This is a genomic window from Massilia sp. Root335, assembly GCF_001425685.1.
GTDB lineage: Bacteria > Pseudomonadota > Gammaproteobacteria > Burkholderiales > Burkholderiaceae_D > Telluria > Telluria luteola.
Genome location: NZ_LMCY01000026.1, coordinates 259,783 through 278,109, shown reverse-complemented (window position 1 = coordinate 278,109; position 18,327 = coordinate 259,783). Strand labels below are relative to the sequence as shown.

Sequence of the window (18,327 nt, the reverse complement as noted above, 5' to 3'; positions counted from 1 at the left end):
GGTGTCGTACGTACCGAGCAGATGGAGGCGGTCATGCTCGACGTTCTGCGGTCAGGGCGGGTCGCAAATGGCGAATATGTCACGAAATTCGAACAGGGGCTGGCTGCCTTGACCGGGCATTCGCATATGGTATCGACTGTCGACATGACAAGCTCAATGCTGCTCGCCCTTCGTTTGGCCGACGTCGGCCCTGGCGACGAAGTATTGACCACGGCATTTGCATGCTTGGCGACTAATTCCGCCATTGCACAATGTGGCGCCATGCCGCGTTGGGTTGACGTCAAACCGTACAGCGTCGAAATTGACATAGAGGACGTTGTGCGTAAGATCGGGCCGGCTACAAAGGCTCTTATTTTGTATCATTTGGCGGGTTACCCGGGACCGGCGCGGGAGCTGTCAAAGCTCTGCAAGGAACGCGGTATCGCATTAATCGAAGACTGTGACAACGCTCTTTGCGCCCGACGTGACGATGAGAACGTCGGTCTAGCCGGTGATTTCGCGGTTTACTCGTTTTATCCTAACCGTCAGATCAATTGTACCGAAGGCGGTGCATTAGCCTGTCGACGCCATGAAGATGCGCAACGCGCGCGCCGCTTGCGCCGCTTCGGGATTGATGCCGCTGATTTTCGCACGGATACAGGCGAAATTAACCCAGCTTCTGACGTGTCCGAAATAGGTTGGGCAGTCACCATGAACAACCTTTGTGCGGCAATCGGCACGGTGCAACTAGACAGCGTGCAGGCACGTGTCGACAAAGCGCGCGTCAACGCCATCGCATTGCGCGACCGCCTGTCTCATATCAATGGTGTACAGCACGTCGTGCCGGCATCCAATGCGCTTCCTGCGTACTGGGTTTTCCTGGTATTTGTGGAACACCGTGACGCTCTGCTCAAGGAATTGAAAAAACAGGGCGTGTCTTGTTCATCCTTGCACCAACGAAATGACATCTATACAGGTTTTGGCGTACCTGAGCTCGTTGAATTGCCAAACACGTCTTGTTTGCAACAGCATATTCTGGCATTGCCATGTGGCTGGTGGCTGACGAATGAAGATATTGATCTTATTGGAGATGCATTCGAATCAGCGATCAAAGCGCTCACGTTACAATGATTGTTAGTCAATTGACCGGCCATAAAAAAGCTGCCGGTAACATGTTAGTGTTGTTTTTGGGGAAGTCAGCAGGCTTATTTGTTGGACTGCTTTTTCTACCTATGTATCATCGGTACCTGGGCTCCGAGCAGTTTGGTATCGTAGCAGTTGTGCTGTCCCTGCAGGCACTGCTCACCATGATGGATCTGGGCATGTCGACCATAGTAGGCCGGGAGGCGTCGACATCTGCGACGGAAAGCACCTACAGATTGGTGTTGTCGGCTGAGACGGGACTGACGGGATTTTATGTGTGCTTGGCCGTTGCCAGCCTCGTAGCACAAGAAGTTGGCCTTTTGGGAAACATTGACGCTAAGGGTGTTTTTGCCAGTGTGATACTGTTCTGGGCCCTAGTGTTGCAGAATCTGTATTTCTCGGTGCTGCTGGCGAAGCGCTCATACGCAATCGCAAGTTCGACGCAAATCGTCGGCTCACTGATCCGTGCATGCGTTTCTGCCTATGTACTTGCTTTTGTATCAGCCACGCTTGACTCTTTTCTGTGCACTCAAGCTTTTTTTGCCATTATGCATGCCATGCTGACGCGCTATTACTGTAAAAAAGTATTGGTGCATCCAGGCATGTCGGACCATACCAAACCTGCGCCAAGTGAGGTGGCAAGTCTGATTCGTCATGGACTTGATCTAGTTGTATTTTCGGCAGCGGGTGCCGCTGTAACACAACTCGATAAACCGATTGTCTCGGCATTGGCCTCGGCGAATGATGTGGCGCCATATTTTCTGGCGATGACGGTGTGTATGGTGCCGATTTCATTATTGGCAAGTCCGATTAGTCAATTTTTTCAACCTCGCGTATTGGCGGAGGTTATCGATAATAAACATTTCGAGGCAGCGACAACAACTCGTCATTTTGTTTACGTAATTCTAACTGCAACTATCGCTCCGGCGATTGTATTATGGATTTGGCGATTGCCTCTGATTGAATTATGGCTGCGTCATGATCCAATCGCTGCAACGGTTGCGGACTACGTTGCGATTCTTTTACCGGGTTATGTGATCGGTTCGCTGGGATTTGTACCCTATGCGCTGCTAGTCGCGGCCAGGGAGTATCGATTTCAAGCATTGTCCTCAGTCGCGCTTACTGTGCTTACTCTCTGCGTAGCCGCGCTGGCAGCCAGCAAAGGAAACATTAAGGCGGTATGTTGGACATATGCTGCTTATCATTCGTTATCTACGACAGTATCGTGGATACGTGCAGCGATATCATCGACAGTCGGACCGGCTGCGAAAGTTTCACTGAAAATTGCTGCCAAGGTGCTGGTCGTAATAGCGATCGGCGGTTACGTCATAAATCAGCTTACGTAATAGTGTTAGAAGGGTAATTAAGTATGTTTGACAATAAAGTCCTGATGATTACCGGTGGGACGGGGTCGTTTGGCAATACTGTCCTGAACCGTTTCTTGAATACGGATGTGAAGGAAATTATTGTATTCAGCCGCGACGAGAAGAAGCAGGAAGATATGCGCATCGCGCTAAATAATCCAAAAGTCAAATTCTACATTGGCGATGTGCGTAATTACGACAGCATTAATCGCGCAATGGAAGGTGTGGACTTCGTGTTTCATGCAGCGGCATTAAAGCAAGTGCCATCGTGCGAGTTTTATCCGATGGAGGCTGTGCGGACCAATGTTCTCGGCACCGAGAACGTGATTAATGCCGCGATCGATAACAATGTCAGGCGCGTGGTCGTGCTGAGTACGGACAAAGCCGTGTACCCCATTAATGCAATGGGCATTTCGAAAGCAATGGCCGAAAAGGTAATGATCGCCCGTTCCCGCACTATCCGCGAGGGCGGCACCGTGTTGTGCGCGACCCGTTACGGAAATGTTATGGCTTCGCGAGGGTCGGTAATTCCACTTTTTGTCGAGAAAATCAAGGGAGGCACTCCGTTGACGGTGACCGATCCCAAAATGACGCGCTTCCTGATGTCGTTGGAGGACTCCGTTGATTTGGTGTTGCATGCGTTCGAGCACGGTCAGCAGGGAGATCTTTTTGTTCAGAAGGCCCCGGCTTCGACCATCGGCGACCTTGGACATGCTTTGAAGGAGCTCTTTGATCGCGACGTGCCATTCAAGATTATCGGTACGCGCCATGGTGAGAAACTTTATGAATCGCTCGTGTCGCGCGAAGAGATGGCGAAGGCTCATGACATGGGTAAGTATTACCGTATCCCCGCCGATAACCGTGATCTGAACTACGATAAATTTATTCTCGAAGGTCAGCCGGAAGCGAATGATGTTGACGATTACACTTCGCACAACACCGAGCAGCTTTCGATTCCAAAGATTCGCGAACTTCTAATGACGCTGCAGTACATTCGTGATGAATTAAAAGGTTGGTCCTGATTCGATGCGGCCCGATTTGTCGCTTTATTAGTATTGGCGAAAATATGCATAAAAGCGTGATTCCTATCGTTATTCTGCATCGAAACGAGTTCAAAAGTCTGTTTTCGATGCTCGATTCGATTAACGTGACGACAAAAATTCCATATCGGATTTTCGTGGTGGACAATGCGTCGAGTGTCGCCGATCGTGAGACGCATTTTCAGCGCCTCTCCCGTACGCCACATCTGACGCTTATCAGGTCTCGCAGAAACAATTGGGTTTTGGGCTTCAACGCGGCGTTGCATCATGCGGATTGGCCGAAAGATGCGCCATATTATGTTTTTTCGGACGCCGATATCGTACTTCCTGCGCAAGTCAAAGGAGCCGAGTGTTGGCTGAGTTATCTGGTTCAGCAGATGGGGCATCATGCCTGTATAGGTAAGTTGGGTATGTCTCTGCGCACCGACGATATCGACAATCCGGTGTTGAAGGAATCTGTCAACCGCCAAAAGCAGCGTTTCCTGGGAAATCCACGTATTGGCAGCAATATCATCGCTCCGGTCGACACTACGCTCGCGATTTATCGCACCGACTTCTTCCTCGGGCGAGCGTTCAGGTTTAGTGTCGGACATGCAAGTCTGACGCGTCCGCACTATTACACATGTCGTACGGACCCGGAAGTGGAGGCCGTGCATTTGGGCTGGTATCAGAATTCGAGCTTGCCCATCGATGGCGTGTTGTTGTCCGAGAAGATCCGTTGTTTTGCCAAATTCGGCGGATATATAGAACCTGATGTACTCCAGCGTTGTCGCAGTGTCGATCGTATTTTCTATAAGATAGTGCGTCCCCTGTCTCTTTTGTTTTGGGGCAGTAATGTCATATTTTCGAATCTGCGTTATCTGATTTCGAAGTTTCCGAGAAATGTTAACGTATTACAGGCAGCGTGCAGGTAACGATATGGCTTTAGTTTCAATTGTTATTCCGACTAAGAACCGCGCTCAGTATGCTCGTTGGACTATCAACGCTTGTGTGACGCTGGGAGACCAGTGCGAGGTCGTAGTCGCGGATAGTGCTGCCGACGACAGCCTGCTCAACACTTTGCGGGAGTGTGGTCTTTTTGACAAAATCGTCTACGTTCGTACGAGTCCTGATTTTTCCGTCGTCGATAATTTTAACGAAGCGATTCGTCATGCCAGCGGTCAATTTGTAACCTGTGTCGGCGATGACGATATCGTCACCTCTGCCGTCATGGATGTCGCGAATTATGCGCTGAAGGCCGGTGTTGAAGCAGTCACATTCTCGTTTCCTTTGACCTATTGGTGGCCCGATTTCGTGCACCGTCGTCGTGGCACCTTCGATGCGGCGACCATCGGGGCGAGCGCGTTTGCCGGTGCCATTAAACAGCTTGATCCGCGGCGCGAACTGAAGCGGGCTGCAGCGAAGCTTGGTACTGGGCCGCAAAATATGCCTCGTATTTATGCCGGTCTGATCAGACGCTCTCTGCTGGAAAGGATCGAACATAAATATGGAGCACTGTTTGGTGGTGTCAGCCCTGACGTCTATAGTTCCACCTTGTTGGCGTGTGAATGCCGAACGTTGATTCATGTGGACTACCCGGTGATTGTGCCTGGCCTGTCTGGCGGTAGTACTTCCGGCACAAGTTCCAATGGAACCCATCTCGGAAAGCTGAGAGAAAACAGTCATATTGCTCCGTTTCGCAATTTGATCTGGGATGAGCGCGTTCCGGAATACTATTCGGTTCCGACGGTTTGGTCGTTCTCTATGTTGAAAGCACTTGAGCGAACCGACAAGGTCGGTCTGGCGAATTTTTTCAATCTCTATCTTAAATGTGCACTTTATACACGGGGCTACGGAAAAGACATCAGAGTTCCTTTTAAAGCCTATATTCGCCGACGTAACTTTGGAATGATTGTCGATGTTGCGAAGTCGGCTTTAGCAGAAGCGGGCTATGTGTTCGGGGCCGTTTGGCGTCGCATCAGCGAGCGTATGTCGGGTTCGCAATTTCTCCGCTATGATTCTTTCGAAAACTCCAAAGAGGCTGCCGATCGGATCGAGAAAATCATTGCGGAGCGCCCATTCGCCGGCGCGGAAAGCGTGACTCGTATGTCCGCGGTTGACTCGAACGTTTGATCCATGGAAATCGTATCGGTCATTCTGTATCCCGTAATCCTGTTGTTGCCTTTTGCATTTTACGTGCTGGCACCTTGGGCTTGGGAGCGGCACAAGTTCCTTTTCTACCTCTCGGGATATCTACCTGTCGCGATCCTTGCAGCAATGCGCGGTAATGTAGGAACTGATACCGAAAACTACCGTCAGGCGTTCGATATATTCAACTTGACGGATTATAATCCGTTGTCGGTCGATCCGATTTTTGGCGTTCTGTTCGCGGTTACCAAAGTAATCGGACTTGGGTTTAATGGTTTCGCTTTTATCCATGCCTCGCTTTGTCTGCTACTTTATTCATTTGGTGCGTCCAAAATCGATCGTACGCTCCCGTTGTTCGGATTGCTGCTACTGCCAATCCTGTTCATCGACGCCACCTTCAATGGCTTGCGCTATGGACTTGCGTTTGCAATTGCAACGGTAGCAATGCATTATTTCGTAAATTCTTCCTCAAGATTTCGTGTGGGCTATTTGTTGCCGCCTATTTCAGCGCACAGCAGTCTGCTCGTACTGATTTTTCTCGCACCCAGTGTTATCGTTTTCGCGTTGCCTTTCTTGTTGCTGCTTAACGTTCAGGACCTGCTCTACTTTTCGTATTTTGCTGGGAAGTCCGAATCGTACTCGGACTTTGCTCGCCCCGGTGTTTTTTCGGGCGTCATGCCGTTGTTCCAGTTCATGATGCTGTTATTGATAAGTAGAATCAACCGCATTCCTTTTCGACTCGGCGTCAATTTGAGAACACTTGGCTTACTGGTTTTCGCCGCCGGCCTCGTTACCAGTGCGGTATCGTATGCCGGCTTGCGCGTCCTGCAATTGGGTGTGTTTATCATGACGATTTTTGTCGCACAAAATTTGACAACGTATAGACAGCGCACTATTACGACGTTGTTGATATTAACCGGATTGCTTAGCGTCGCCAATTTTCTGCGCCAGGTTTTTCTCGTCGGATCGGAGGGTGGTGTTGTGTTCTACCCTTACGAGTTTTTTTAAGAAATTTCAACCTTATAAAATTCATCCTGTGGACCGCGCCGCTTATTTAAATAAACAAATCGACGTCGAGCGTCATATCGTTTTCTCGATCGTTAGCCATGGGCAACTCCGGTTGATCAAGAACCTGCTGTGCGATCTCCGTAGGCTTAATTTCTTGAATCTCACAATCATTCTTACGATCAATATTCCCGAGGATGAGAGTTGTCTTGTTGAATTCACCGATTTGTCTCTTGTTACCATTAGGAATTCTCAGGCAAAGGGTTTTGGTGAAAACCATAATCAAGCTTTCGAAAAGGTGAACTGCGCATACTTCGTCATCGTCAATCCAGATATTCGGCTGCAGGACTTTTCGATGGACCTCATGTTTGCGCCTTTCGTAAGTCCGACGGTCGGCGCTGTGGCGCCGAAGGTATTGGCGCCGGGTGGCGGCACGGAGGACAGCGTCAGGCGTTATCCGACAATTGGCAGGCTACTGAAGCGCGTGGTATTGCGTCGACGAGAAGCGGACTATGCTATTCCGGATCAACTGTTGCAAGTTGACTGGGCTGCTGGAATGTTTGTCGTATTTCGCAGCAGAGCATTCGAGGCAGTTGGCGGCTTCGATACCCGTTATTTCATGTATATGGAAGATGCTGACGTGTGCCGACGCCTGAAGCTGAACGGTTGGCAAACGATCTTGCAACCTGCGACGTCCGTAATCCACGACGCCCAACGTGCAAGCCGGAAGAGCTTGCGACACCTTCGTTGGCACTTGGCTAGTGCGATTCGATTCCTCTGTTTTTCGCCTAAGCAGACTTCGTCCGCTGAACGCCCCGAAAGCGTATCCGTTTGATTGTTGCGGCTTGTATATCATACGCAATTATGCGCTGATATTTCAGCTTGTGTTGGCCGCTTGACCGATGAATTTTCAATACTTCGATTAAACATTTGATTAAGATATTAAAAAAATCTCTGCAAGTCAGCTGGGTTGCCCTGGGTGCGGCGAATTCTTTCGGTGCCACCCCAACTTTGCAGGGACAGTCGGGATATATCAACATGCCAAGCGCTTTTGTCGAGGCTGACGGTACCGTCAGCGTCGGGCTTGGTCATGATAAGCCATACGACAGCTTTTGGGTTACCGCGACGCTTTTGCCGTACCTGCAGATAACGGGCCGCTATGTTGGTATCAGCAATATTGCGGGATTCACCAATGTCGCCGGCGGCTATGGCAGTAATTACGGTCGCTACAAGGATAAGGTCATCGATGGCAAACTGATGCTTTGGCAGGAAGGCCGGTATTTGCCGTCGGTCGCTGTTGGTAAAACTGATATATTTGGAACGGAATTATTTGCGGGCAAGTACGTTGTCGCGACTAAAACGTTCGGTGCCGCGCGCAATGTCGAGGCCACCATCGGGCTGGGGAAGAATCGTCCAAGGGGTGCGTTTGCGGGCATTCGCTGGGCACCCGTTGCTGTACCTGGCTGGGCATTTGTTGGCGAGTATGACGCCACCGATTATAAAAACGACTTTCGAGCCAGTGAGTCAGGCGCCGACAGGCATAAAAAGGGGCCGGCGATCGCCGTGGAATATCGTTGGGGTTGGTTGGGCGCCCAAATCGCCCGCCAACGCGATCACTTCAGTGCGAACGCCTACCTCAGCATTCCGTTCGACCAACGCGAGTTCATCCCAAAACTGTATGAGCCGGCCCCGTTCGATCCCAAGAAGGCGCCTCCACAAGTCGGCGTCGACGAGTGGCAACTGCATGCCAGCCATGGCGCTGAATTGGTGCAGGCACTTGTCAAGCAGGATTTCAAGAATGTCCGCGTGACGTTCGAAGATAATACGCTCAAGCTGTCGCTGACCAATAGCCGCATCTCGAACATGGGCCGTGCGGTGGGCCGTGCCGTGCGCACAGCGCTCGCGTTTGCGCCGCGAGGTACGCGCGCGATCCAGGTGACATACACAAAGCTGGAGCAGTCCGTAGTAACTTATGAGTTTATCGACCTTCAACGGCTTACAGATTACTTCACCGGACTGGTCAATCGCGAGGACTTTCTGCAGACGGTTAATGTGCGCTACGCGCGGCCCAGCGATCAGATCGGCGAAGAACAGCAAGGCTTACTGGCAGCAATTGGAGACGAGGGTAGCCTGCATGTCCAGGTTGGTCAGGATGGCAACACGGTGCAGTTGGTCTCGGAGGATCGCGAGGCCAACCGGTTCAAAGTCATCCCCAAGGTATCATTCTTCTTCAATGATCCGAGCGGAGCGTTGCGCTACGAATTGTGGGCCGCAGCCAATTATGACCGACGCCTGGCGGAGGGCTTGTACCTGAACAGCGACCTCAAGCTGGACTTGTTTGAGAACGTCTCGGGTGTCACGCAGCCGTCCAACAGTCTGTTGCCGCATGTGCGCACTGACATTGCCGACTATAAGCGTGGTGGCCGCTTCAAGCTTAATCGTCTCATGCTTAATCAGTACATGATGCCAGCTGAGCGTGTCTATGCACGCGTGTCCGGGGGGCTATACGAGGAAATGTACCGAGGTGTCGGGGGGCAAATACTGTACCTGCCCAAGGACAGCCGCTGGGCGGCAGACATGTCCATCGACGCCCTGCAGCAGCGTGGTGTGAAGGGATGGTTCGACAAGCGCGACTACCAGACTGTGACCGGCTTCACGGCCTTGCATTACAAGCTTCCATACGATGTCACGGCGACGGCGCGAGCAGGTCGCTTCCTTGCAAAGGATAATGGTGTGCGCCTTGAGTTCAAGCGTCGCTTCCCATCCGGTGTGGAGATCGGTATTTGGTACACCAGGACCAACGGTCGCGATATCACCAATCCAGGCACACCGTCGAATCCCTACAACGACAAGGGCGTCTTCTTGTCGGTGCCGCTGAATGTCATGCTGCCACTTGACTCCCAGGCCTCGGCCAGCATCGGCCTCTCGCCCTGGACCCGCGACGTCGGCCAGATGGTCGCAAGCCCGGGCGACCTGTACGACCTCGTCGAGCAGCCGCGCCGCGACCTGAACACGTTCGACGGCCTCGGCAATTTCGCCGAGCGGCGCGACGAGCAGAACCTGCCCGCCGTGCATCCGCCCGTCGACGCCATGCCGAACCCGTGGCCTCTGTTCCGCATGCGCGTCGAGCAGTCCGTCAAGACGACGCCGACGCTGCCGCAATGGGCCAATGGTGCCGTGCTCGGCGGCGGCGCCATCCTCGCCGGTGCCTTGCTCGACAAGCCGGTCGACCGCTTCATGAAGAAGCATGAGGGATCGAGCGTCGCGCGTGCCTGGAACAATGTCGGCAAGGCGACGCCCGTCGTACTGGCTGGTGCGGCCGCGAGCGCGGTCGCGTTCGGCGATGCGCGCATGCAAAACATTGGTATCATCTCGCTGGAATCGATCGCCGGTGCCGCGGCCTTGTCGATCGCGACCAAGCATGTCGTCGGGCGGGCGCGGCCGAATGAAGGGCTGGGACAGTGGAGCAGGGCGACGGATCGTTCGAACGCATCGTTCCCGTCCAACCACGCCACCGTCGCGTTCGCTGCGGTGACGCCGTTCGCCCAGGAATACGATGCGCCGTGGCTGTATGGCCTGGCCGCCGCCGGTTCGTTGGGACGTACCGCAGGGCGCGAGCACTGGGTGTCCGACGTCGTCGCCGGCGGCGTGCTCGGCATGGCAGTCGGCGGCTGGTTGTGGCAGGCCCAGCGCACGGATACGCGTTCGAATTTTGCGGTGACGCCGGGTGAGAAATCAGTCGGCGTGGCTTGGTTCGGAACTTATTGATATTTGAAATCGGGATCGTGCGGCGCCGCCGGATTCTCGGGTCGGCCGGACAGGCACGGTCCGGCCGGTCCGTGCGTTTCCCGTCAACTGGAGAATGAATAGATGATTTTGACGACAGGCGGCGCCGGCTTTATCGGCAGTAATTTCGTGCTGGACTGGTGCGCCCTGGCCGACGAGCCGGTCATCAACCTCGACAAGCTGACCTATGCCGGCAACCTCGAGAACCTGGCGAGCCTGCGCGACAATCCGAGGCACGTCTTCGTGCACGGCGATATCGGCGACGTCGATCTCGTGCGTCGCCTGCTGCGTGAACACCAGCCGCGCGCCGTCGTGAACTTTGCGGCCGAGAGCCATGTGGACCGCAGCATCCACGGCCCGGGCGAATTCATCGAAACGAACATCGTCGGCACCTTCCACCTGCTCGAAGCCGTGCGCGAATACTGGGGTGCGCTGCCGGACGATCGCAAGGCCGCGTTCCGCTTCCTGCACGTGTCCACGGACGAAGTCTACGGCTCCCTCGGCAAGGACGACCCCGCTTTCCGCGAAACGAACCGCTACGAGCCGAACAGCCCGTATTCCGCCAGCAAGGCGGCCAGCGACCACCTCGTGCGCGCCTACCATCACACGTACGGTTTGCCGGTGCTGACCACCAATTGCTCCAACAACTATGGTCCGTATCACTTCCCGGAAAAGCTGATCCCGCTGTGCATCCACAATGCGCTGGCAGGCAAGCCGCTGCCGATCTATGGCGATGGCCAGCAGATCCGCGACTGGCTGTACGTGAAAGACCATTGTTCGGCCATCCGCCGCGTGCTCGAGGCGGGCCAGTTGGGCGAAGTCTACAACGTCGGCGGCTGGAACGAGAAGGCGAACCTCGACGTCGTGCGCACCCTGTGCGCGATCCTCGACGAATTGAGCCCGCGTGCGGACGGCCAGTCGTACGCGACCCAGATCACGTTCGTGACGGATCGTCCCGGCCATGACCGCCGCTATGCGATCGACGCAAGCAAGCTCGAGCGTGAATTGGGCTGGAAGCCGGCCGAGACCTTCGAGACGGGCATCCGCAAGACGGTGCAGTGGTATCTCGACAACCAGGAATGGGTCCAGCACGTGACGAGTGGCAGCTACCGCGCCTGGGTCGGCCAACAATACGGAGCCTGAATGAAGATTCTCCTGACCGGCAAGAACGGCCAGCTCGGCTTCGAACTGCAGCGCGCGCTGGCGCCGCTCGGCGAGGTCGTCGCCGTCGGCACGCAGGATTGCAACCTGGCGGACGCCGACGCGCTGCGCGCACTCGTGCGCCGCGTGGCGCCGGACGTGATCGTCAACCCGGCGGCCTACACGGCCGTCGACAAGGCCGAGTCCGACGAAGCGACGGCCCGTGCCGTCAACGCCGTCGCTCCCGCCATCCTGGGCGAGGAGGGCGCGAAGCTCGGCGCGCTCATGATCCATTATTCGACCGACTACGTGTTCGACGGCACGAAGCAGGGCGCCTACACGGAAAGCGACGCGCCGGCGCCGCAGAGCGTCTACGGCCGTACCAAGCTCGAAGGCGAGCAGGGTCTGGCGGCCGCCAATCCACGCCACCTGATCCTGCGCACGAGCTGGGTCGTGGGTGCGCACGGCGGCAATTTTGCCAAGACGATGCTGCGCCTGGCCGGCGAACGCGAGAAGCTCACGGTCGTCGCGGACCAGTTCGGCGCGCCGACCCCGGCCGCGCTGCTGGCCGACGTCAGCGCCCACCTCGTGCGCGAGCATGCGCGCGCGGGCGGCCCCGGCTTCCCCTACGGTACGTACCACGTGGCGGCCGGCGGCGAGACGAGCTGGCACGGCTATGCGCAATTCGTGATCGGCGAAGCGCTGGCGGCCGGCAAGGCCCTGAAGGCGACCGTCGATGCGGTCGCGCCGCTTGCCACCGAGCAGTATCCGACCCCTGCCAAGCGGCCCCTCAATTCGCGGCTCGACACGGCCCGCTTCCGCACGACGTTCGGGCTGCGCCTGCCGCCCTGGCAGGACGGCGTGCGCCACGTGCTCCAGCAAATTTTCTAAGAGACAGCCATGGCAAACAATCGCAAAGGCATCATCCTCGCCGGCGGCTCGGGAACCCGGTTGTACCCTGTCACCCAGGCCGTCAGCAAGCAGTTGATGCCGGTGTACGACAAGCCGATGATCTACTATCCGCTCAGCACGCTGATGCTGAGCGGCATCCGCGACGTGCTCATCATCAGCACGCCGCAGGACACCCCCCGCTTTGCCGAGTTGCTTGGCGACGGCAGCCGCTGGGGCATGAACATCCAGTATGCCGTCCAGCCCTCGCCCGATGGCCTGGCCCAGGCCTTCATCATCGGCAAGGATTTCGTCGGGAACGATCCGAGTGCGCTCGTCCTCGGCGACAATATTTTTTACGGCCATGACCTGGTCCGGCAACTGCATAGCGCCAACGAGCGCACGGACAGCGCCACCGTCTTCGCCTACCACGTGCACGATCCGGAACGCTATGGCGTCGTCGAGTTCGATGCGAATCAACGCGCACTGAGCATCGAAGAAAAGCCAAAAGCGCCCAAATCGTCGTACGCAGTGACCGGGCTGTATTTCTACGACAACGACGTCTGCAATGTGGCGGCCGACATCAAGCCGTCGGCACGCGGCGAACTGGAGATCACGGACGTCAACCGCTGCTATCTCGAACGCGGCAAGCTGAACGTCGAGATCATGGGCCGCGGCTTCGCCTGGCTCGACACCGGCACGCACGACAGCCTGCTCGATGCAGCGAGCTTCATCGCGACACTGCAGAAACGGCAGGGATTGCAGGTGGCGTGCCCGGAAGAGATCGCGTATCGCCAGGGCTGGATCAATGCGGCCAACCTGCAGAAACTTGCGGCGCCGCTGGCCAAGAACGGCTACGGCAGCTACCTTTTAAACCTGTTGAAATAATCCGAGTGCTATGCCTTTTACCGTTACCCCGACCGCTATTCCCGATGTGCTGGTGCTGGCACCAAAAGTCTTCGGCGACGCGCGCGGCTTCTTTTACGAAAGCTTCAATGCGCGCGATTTTGCGCAAGCCACCGGCGTCGATGTCCAGTTCGTGCAGGACAATCACAGCAAGTCGGCCAAGGGCGTCTTGCGCGGGTTGCATTACCAGATCCAGCACGCGCAGGGCAAGCTCGTGCGGGTGGTGCAGGGCAGTGTATTCGATGTGGCCGTCGACCTGCGCAAGTCGTCGCCGACCTTCGGACGGTGGGTGGGGGTTGAGTTGAGCGCGGAAAATTGTCTGCAACTGTGGGTTCCGCCCGGCTTCGCACATGGATTCGTGGTGCTGAGCGAATCGGCCGAGTTCCTCTACAAGACTACGGATTACTGGTATCCGGAGCATGAGCGCAGCTTGTCGTGGAACGATCCGGCCATCGGCATCGAGTGGCCCATCGATGCGCCGCCGCAGCTCGCAGCCAAGGACCAGGCCGGTAAGCTCCTCGCACAGGCCGAGGTGTTCGACTGATCGCCTGACCGCATTAACAAAAGAAAACGGCCGCTGATGATGCGGCCGTTTTCTTTGCAACTGTCTGCAACGGAACGCGCAAGCGTTCCGAGCGCGATCAGTGGTGCGTCGTGGTCGAGTGATCGGTGGTCGAGCCGTTGTCCGAAGCGGCGACAGCCACGGCGGCAACTGCTGCGCCGATCGCTACCACGGTGCCGACCGACAGACCGGCGATTGCGGTGGTAGCGGCGAAGCCGGTACCTGCAGCGGCGGTGCCCGCAGTGCCTGCGGCGGTGCCAGTGGCGGTGCCGGTGCTAGTCGCGGTGCCTGCGGTTTGGCCTGCGGTGGCGCCGGCTTCCTGGGCGAATGCCTGAGCCGACAGCATGCTCAGAATAGCGGTCGTGACGAGGAGTTTCTTCATTTCGTATCCTTTGTTCAATTAACGGGGCACCTGCACAGCGCAATGTTCCTAGCCAATTATATAGCAATTAAACATTGCTCTGATTCATCAAATGCCAACTTAAACTCAGCTCAGCCTAAAATGTGATCTTTTTTCGACATAAGCAATTTGCAATTTTGACAGATAGCGCACGACATTCCTACCAATTTTACCGGTTTTTGTTGCGTGTTCACATATGCATCGCGTCGAGAGAATGCGTCAGGAAGTGATATGCAGCCTGTTTCCCCTCCTTCTTCTTTCCTAGCCGCGCGGCAACATCTGGAATAATGCCAGCCTGAACAATCTAGCCGTCGTCAGGACGGCGGACACCGGAGCGCAGGAATGGCAGAAGACAGCGACGCAGAACGGACCGAACCAGCGTCAGAGAAACGGCTGAGGCAGGCGCGCGAAGACGGCGACATTCCCCGCTCGCGCGAAGTGGCCACGTTCACCGTGCTGATGACGGCGGGCGCCGGGCTGTGGATGCTGGGCGGCGGTATCGTCAACACGCTGTCGACCGTGCTGGAGCGCGGGCTGTCGCTCGACCGCGAGCAGATCTACGACCCCAACGTCCTCATCGAGCGCATCGCGGCGGACGTCGGCGGCGTGCTGCTGGCCTGCCTGCCGCTGGCGGGCGCCGTCATGCTGATGATGCTGGCGTCGCCCATGCTGATCGGCGGCTGGAATTTCAGCGCCAAGGCGTTTACGCCGAATTTCGGCAAGCTCAATCCGATGCGCGGCCTGGGCAATATGGTGTCGACGAATGCCCTCGTCGAGCTGCTGAAGGCCGTCGCCAAGACCTTGCTGGTCGGCGCGGTGGCGTGGTTCGTCGTGCTGAGCCAGAAGGATGCGGTGATCGGCCTCGTCACCGAACCGTTCGGCACGGCCGCGCCTCACCTGGGCGGCCTGCTCGCCAAGGCGTTCCTGACGATGGTCGGCGCACTTGGCGCCATCGCCATCCTCGACGGCCCGTACCAGATGTGGCATTACGCCGACAAGCTCAAGATGACGCGCCAGGAAGTCATCCAGGAATCGAAGGAATCGGACGGCAATCCCCAGATCAAGGGCAAGATCCGCCAATTGCAGCGCCAGATGGCGCAGAAACGCATGATGGCCAACGTCCCGACCGCCGACGTCGTCGTCACCAACCCGACCCACTTCGCCGTCGCGCTGAAGTATGGGGAAGGGCAGCGGGGCGCGCCGCGCGTCGTCGCCAAGGGTACCGACGAAGTCGCGGCCCGGATCCGCGAGATCGCCAAGGAAAACAAGGTCGCCATGCTGGAAGCCCCGGCGCTGGCGCGTGCGTTGTACAAGCACACCGATATCGACGACGAGATCCCGGAAGCGCTGTACTCGGCCGTGGCCGAAGTGCTGGCCTATGTCTACCAGCTGCGTGCCTACACCAAGGGTACCCTCGACCAGTATCCGGACCGTCCGACCAGGCTGCCGGTGCCGCCCGAGATGGACCCGTTCAACCCGGCGTCGCAAAAAGCCGGCAAGCCGCATTGACCGCAATGCCAGCATATTGCAGATATTCGCGTGGGCGCGTGCGCCCACCCCACGAAATACGCGGGTTTTTCCCGTCTACTTGCTGCATAGTTTCCGTCAGGCATCAGCAATAATGTCGTATCCCGGCCGGCTTGCCGCGCCTACGCATCGACACTGAATGACGGAGCATCAATGAACGGTTTCAAACTGCCGGCCTGGCTGAAGAAGATCGGTTCCCGCGGCAACGCGCTGGCCGCGCCGATCCTGATCATCCTGCTGCTGGCAATGATGATCCTGCCGCTGCCGGCATTCGCGCTCGACCTGTTCTTCAGCTTCAACATCGCGATGTCCGTGATCGTGCTGCTGACCGCGCTGTACACGATCAAGCCGCTCGATTTCATGGCCTTCCCGGCCGTGCTGCTGGTGACCACGATGCTGCGCCTGTCGCTGAACGTGGCGTCGACCCGCGTCGTGCTGACCGAGGGCCATACGGGCGGCGCCGCGGCGGGCAAGGTGATCGAAGCGTTTGGCCACTTCCTGATCGGCGGCAACTACACGGTCGGTCTCGTCGTCTTCATCATTCTCACCATCATCAACTTCACCGTCGTCACCAAGGGCGCGGGTCGTATTGCCGAGGTGGGCGCACGTTTCGCCCTGGACGCGATGCCGGGCAAGCAGATGGCGATCGACGCCGACCTGAACGCCGGCCTGATCGGCGAACAGGACGCCAAGGCCCGCCGTTCCGAAGTGGCGCAGGAAGCCGAGTTCTACGGCGCGATGGACGGTGCGTCGAAATACGTGCGCGGCGACGCGGTGGCCGGCATCCTGGTCACCGTGATCAACGTCGTCGGCGGCCTGATCGTGGGCATGGTCCAGCACGACATGGGGTTTGCGGACGCCATCAAGAACTACACGCTGCTGGCCATCGGTGACGGCCTCGTCGCGCAGATCCCGTCGCTGATCATCTCGATCGCGGCCGGTATGGTCGTCTCGCGCGTGGCCAGCGACAAGGATGTCGGCAGCCAGGTCGTCAGCCAGCTGTTCGCGAAACCGGAAGTGCTGTACATCACGGGCGGCATCCTGGGCGGCATGGGCCTGATCCCGGGCATGCCGAACCTCGTGTTCCTGCTGCTGGGCAGCTCGCTGTTCGGCGGCGCCTACCTGCTCGAAAAGCGTCGTAAAAACATGCCCCAGGAAGAATTGCAGGGCGCACCCGGTGGCGCGGGGCCGGCGGGTACGCCGGGCGGCGCCGGGGCCGCTACCACGCCGGCCGAGCAGGAAGAAGCGAGCTGGCAGGACGTCCTGCCGGTCGATACCCTCGGCCTGGAAGTGGGCTACCGCCTGATCCCGCTCGTCGACAAGGGGCAGAATGGCGAACTGCTGAAGCGCATCAAGGGCATCCGCAAGAAATTCGCACAGGAAGTCGGTTTCCTGGCGCCGCCCGTGCACATCCGCGACAACCTGGAGCTGAAGCCGTCGGCCTACCGCATCACCCTCAAGGGCGTGGAAGTGGGCAGCGGCGAGGCGATGAACGGCCAGTACCTGGCGATCAACCCGGGCATGGCGAGCGGCACGCTGCCGGGCCTCGTGACGACCGATCCCGCGTTCGGCCTGCCGGCCATCTGGATCGACGCCGGTCTCAAGGACGATGCGCAGAGCATGGGCTATACCGTCGTCGACGCCGGCACCGTCATCGCCACCCACCTGAACCACCTGATCACGACGCATGCGTCGGAACTGCTGGGCCGGATGGAAGTGCAGGCGCTGCTCGATCACCTGGCCAAGGACGCGCCCAAGCTGGTCGAGGACCTGGTGCCCAAGGTCGTGTCCCTGTCGACCCTGCAGAAAGTGTTGCAGAACCTGCTGCAGGAAGGCGTGCACATCCGCGACATGCGCACGATCATCGAGACGCTGTCCGAGCATGGCGGCGCGACCAATGATCCGAACGACCTGACGTCGCTGGTGCGCGTCGCACTGGGCCGTGCGATCGTGCAGCAATTGTTCCCGGGCACCAACGAACTGTCCGTGATGACCCTGGACAACCGTCTCGAACGCCTGCTCGTGCAGGCCCTGAACGCCGGCGGCGACGGCACGGGCATCGAGCCCGGCCTGGCCGACACCATCGTCCAGCAGGCCGCCAACGCGGCACAGCAGCAGGAAGCGATGGGGCTGACACCCGTGCTGCTCGTGCCGGGGCCGCTGCGCACCTTGCTGTCGCGCTTCCTGCGCCGGGCGCTGCCGCAGTTGAAGGTGTTGTCGCATTCCGAGATTCCGGAATCGAAGACGATCCGGGTGACGAGCCTCGTTGGTGCGGCTTGATACCGTCATCGGGCGATGAGGTCGATGACAGGCAGCTGCGGTAACGCTTGTTCAATTAATTGCCGAAAAGCAGCGGTGACGATTTGATCGCGCTGGCATATGTTATGGAGAGATTGCCTATCAGAAAGGTGCAAAACAAAGCTTTTGACCCACGCAACATACTGCTGGTTGTTGCGCCGC

15 protein-coding genes are annotated in these 18,327 nt (G+C 57.3%); 14 read left to right on the top strand and 1 reads right to left on the bottom strand.

Translation table 11 applies throughout. The annotated features are described in order from the left end of the window. Positions 1 to 21 precede the first annotated feature (21 nt). The 12 genes from ASC93_RS29960 (at position 22) to rfbC (ending at position 13,922) form a co-directional block, all read left to right on the top strand. The gene (locus tag ASC93_RS29960) at positions 22 to 1,110 is read left to right on the top strand and encodes a DegT/DnrJ/EryC1/StrS aminotransferase family protein (protein WP_082548061.1); all 1,089 of its coding nucleotides are present in this window, start codon (positions 22 to 24) and stop codon (positions 1,108 to 1,110) included. 11 nt (positions 1,111 to 1,121) lie between these two features. Beyond that, positions 1,122 to 2,468 carry a lipopolysaccharide biosynthesis protein gene (locus ASC93_RS29955; protein ID WP_162251890.1) on the top strand — a complete coding sequence of 449 codons (1,347 nt, stop codon included), beginning with the start codon at positions 1,122 to 1,124 and terminating at the stop codon, positions 2,466 to 2,468. Between the two features lie 23 nt (positions 2,469 to 2,491). Beyond that, positions 2,492 to 3,508 carry a polysaccharide biosynthesis protein gene (locus ASC93_RS15320; RefSeq protein ID WP_056443656.1) on the top strand — a complete coding sequence of 339 codons (1,017 nt, stop codon included), beginning with the start codon at positions 2,492 to 2,494 and terminating at the stop codon, positions 3,506 to 3,508. A gap of 44 nt (positions 3,509 to 3,552) precedes the next feature. After that, entirely contained in the window at positions 3,553 to 4,440 is an 888-nt protein-coding gene (locus ASC93_RS30815; RefSeq protein WP_157201941.1) for a glycosyltransferase family 2 protein, read from the top strand. 4 nt (positions 4,441 to 4,444) lie between these two features. After that, a complete protein-coding gene (locus tag ASC93_RS29950) occupies positions 4,445 to 5,638 on the top strand; it encodes a glycosyltransferase family 2 protein (RefSeq protein WP_162251888.1) in 1,194 nt (397 codons plus the stop codon). Positions 5,639 to 5,641: 3 nt separating this feature from the next. Then, the gene (locus ASC93_RS15305; protein WP_056443648.1) at positions 5,642 to 6,661 is read left to right on the top strand and encodes an EpsG family protein; all 1,020 of its coding nucleotides are present in this window, start codon (positions 5,642 to 5,644) and stop codon (positions 6,659 to 6,661) included. Next, positions 6,633 to 7,493: a glycosyltransferase gene (locus ASC93_RS15300; protein WP_162251887.1), complete on the top strand. Its 861-nt coding sequence runs from the start codon at positions 6,633 to 6,635 to the stop codon at positions 7,491 to 7,493. Before ASC93_RS15305 ends, ASC93_RS15300 begins: the two co-directional genes overlap by 29 nt. 95 nt (positions 7,494 to 7,588) lie before the next feature. Beyond that, the gene (locus ASC93_RS15295) at positions 7,589 to 10,426 is read left to right on the top strand and encodes a YjbH domain-containing protein (protein ID WP_267874944.1); all 2,838 of its coding nucleotides are present in this window, start codon (positions 7,589 to 7,591) and stop codon (positions 10,424 to 10,426) included. A 102-nt stretch (positions 10,427 to 10,528) separates the two neighbouring features. Beyond that, a complete protein-coding gene (gene rfbB / locus ASC93_RS15290; RefSeq protein WP_056443647.1) occupies positions 10,529 to 11,587 on the top strand; it encodes a dTDP-glucose 4,6-dehydratase in 1,059 nt (352 codons plus the stop codon). Next, complete coding sequence (gene rfbD, locus ASC93_RS15285; protein ID WP_056443644.1) at positions 11,588 to 12,475, top strand: dTDP-4-dehydrorhamnose reductase; 888 nt, start codon at positions 11,588 to 11,590, stop codon at positions 12,473 to 12,475. Between the two features lie 9 nt (positions 12,476 to 12,484). Continuing rightward, the gene (gene rfbA, locus ASC93_RS15280) at positions 12,485 to 13,360 is read left to right on the top strand and encodes a glucose-1-phosphate thymidylyltransferase RfbA (protein WP_056443641.1); all 876 of its coding nucleotides are present in this window, start codon (positions 12,485 to 12,487) and stop codon (positions 13,358 to 13,360) included. A 10-nt stretch (positions 13,361 to 13,370) separates the two neighbouring features. Continuing rightward, a complete protein-coding gene (gene rfbC, locus ASC93_RS15275; RefSeq protein WP_056443638.1) occupies positions 13,371 to 13,922 on the top strand; it encodes a dTDP-4-dehydrorhamnose 3,5-epimerase in 552 nt (183 codons plus the stop codon). A gap of 97 nt (positions 13,923 to 14,019) precedes the next feature. Here rfbC and ASC93_RS15270 read toward each other — a convergent pair whose 3' ends face one another. Further along, positions 14,020 to 14,322 carry a hypothetical protein gene (locus ASC93_RS15270; RefSeq protein ID WP_056443636.1) on the bottom strand — a complete coding sequence of 101 codons (303 nt, stop codon included), beginning with the start codon at positions 14,320 to 14,322 and terminating at the stop codon, positions 14,020 to 14,022. 360 nt (positions 14,323 to 14,682) lie between these two features. On the opposite strand from ASC93_RS15270, the gene flhB reads away from it, so the two are divergent. Both flhB and flhA read left to right on the top strand, forming a co-directional pair. After that, positions 14,683 to 15,849 (top strand): flagellar biosynthesis protein FlhB, encoded by a 1,167-nt coding sequence (gene flhB, locus ASC93_RS15265; protein WP_056443632.1) that lies wholly within the window; start codon positions 14,683 to 14,685, stop codon positions 15,847 to 15,849. A gap of 171 nt (positions 15,850 to 16,020) precedes the next feature. Next, a complete protein-coding gene (gene flhA, locus ASC93_RS15260) occupies positions 16,021 to 18,147 on the top strand; it encodes a flagellar biosynthesis protein FlhA (RefSeq protein ID WP_056443629.1) in 2,127 nt (708 codons plus the stop codon). Positions 18,148 to 18,327: the final 180 nt, after the last annotated feature.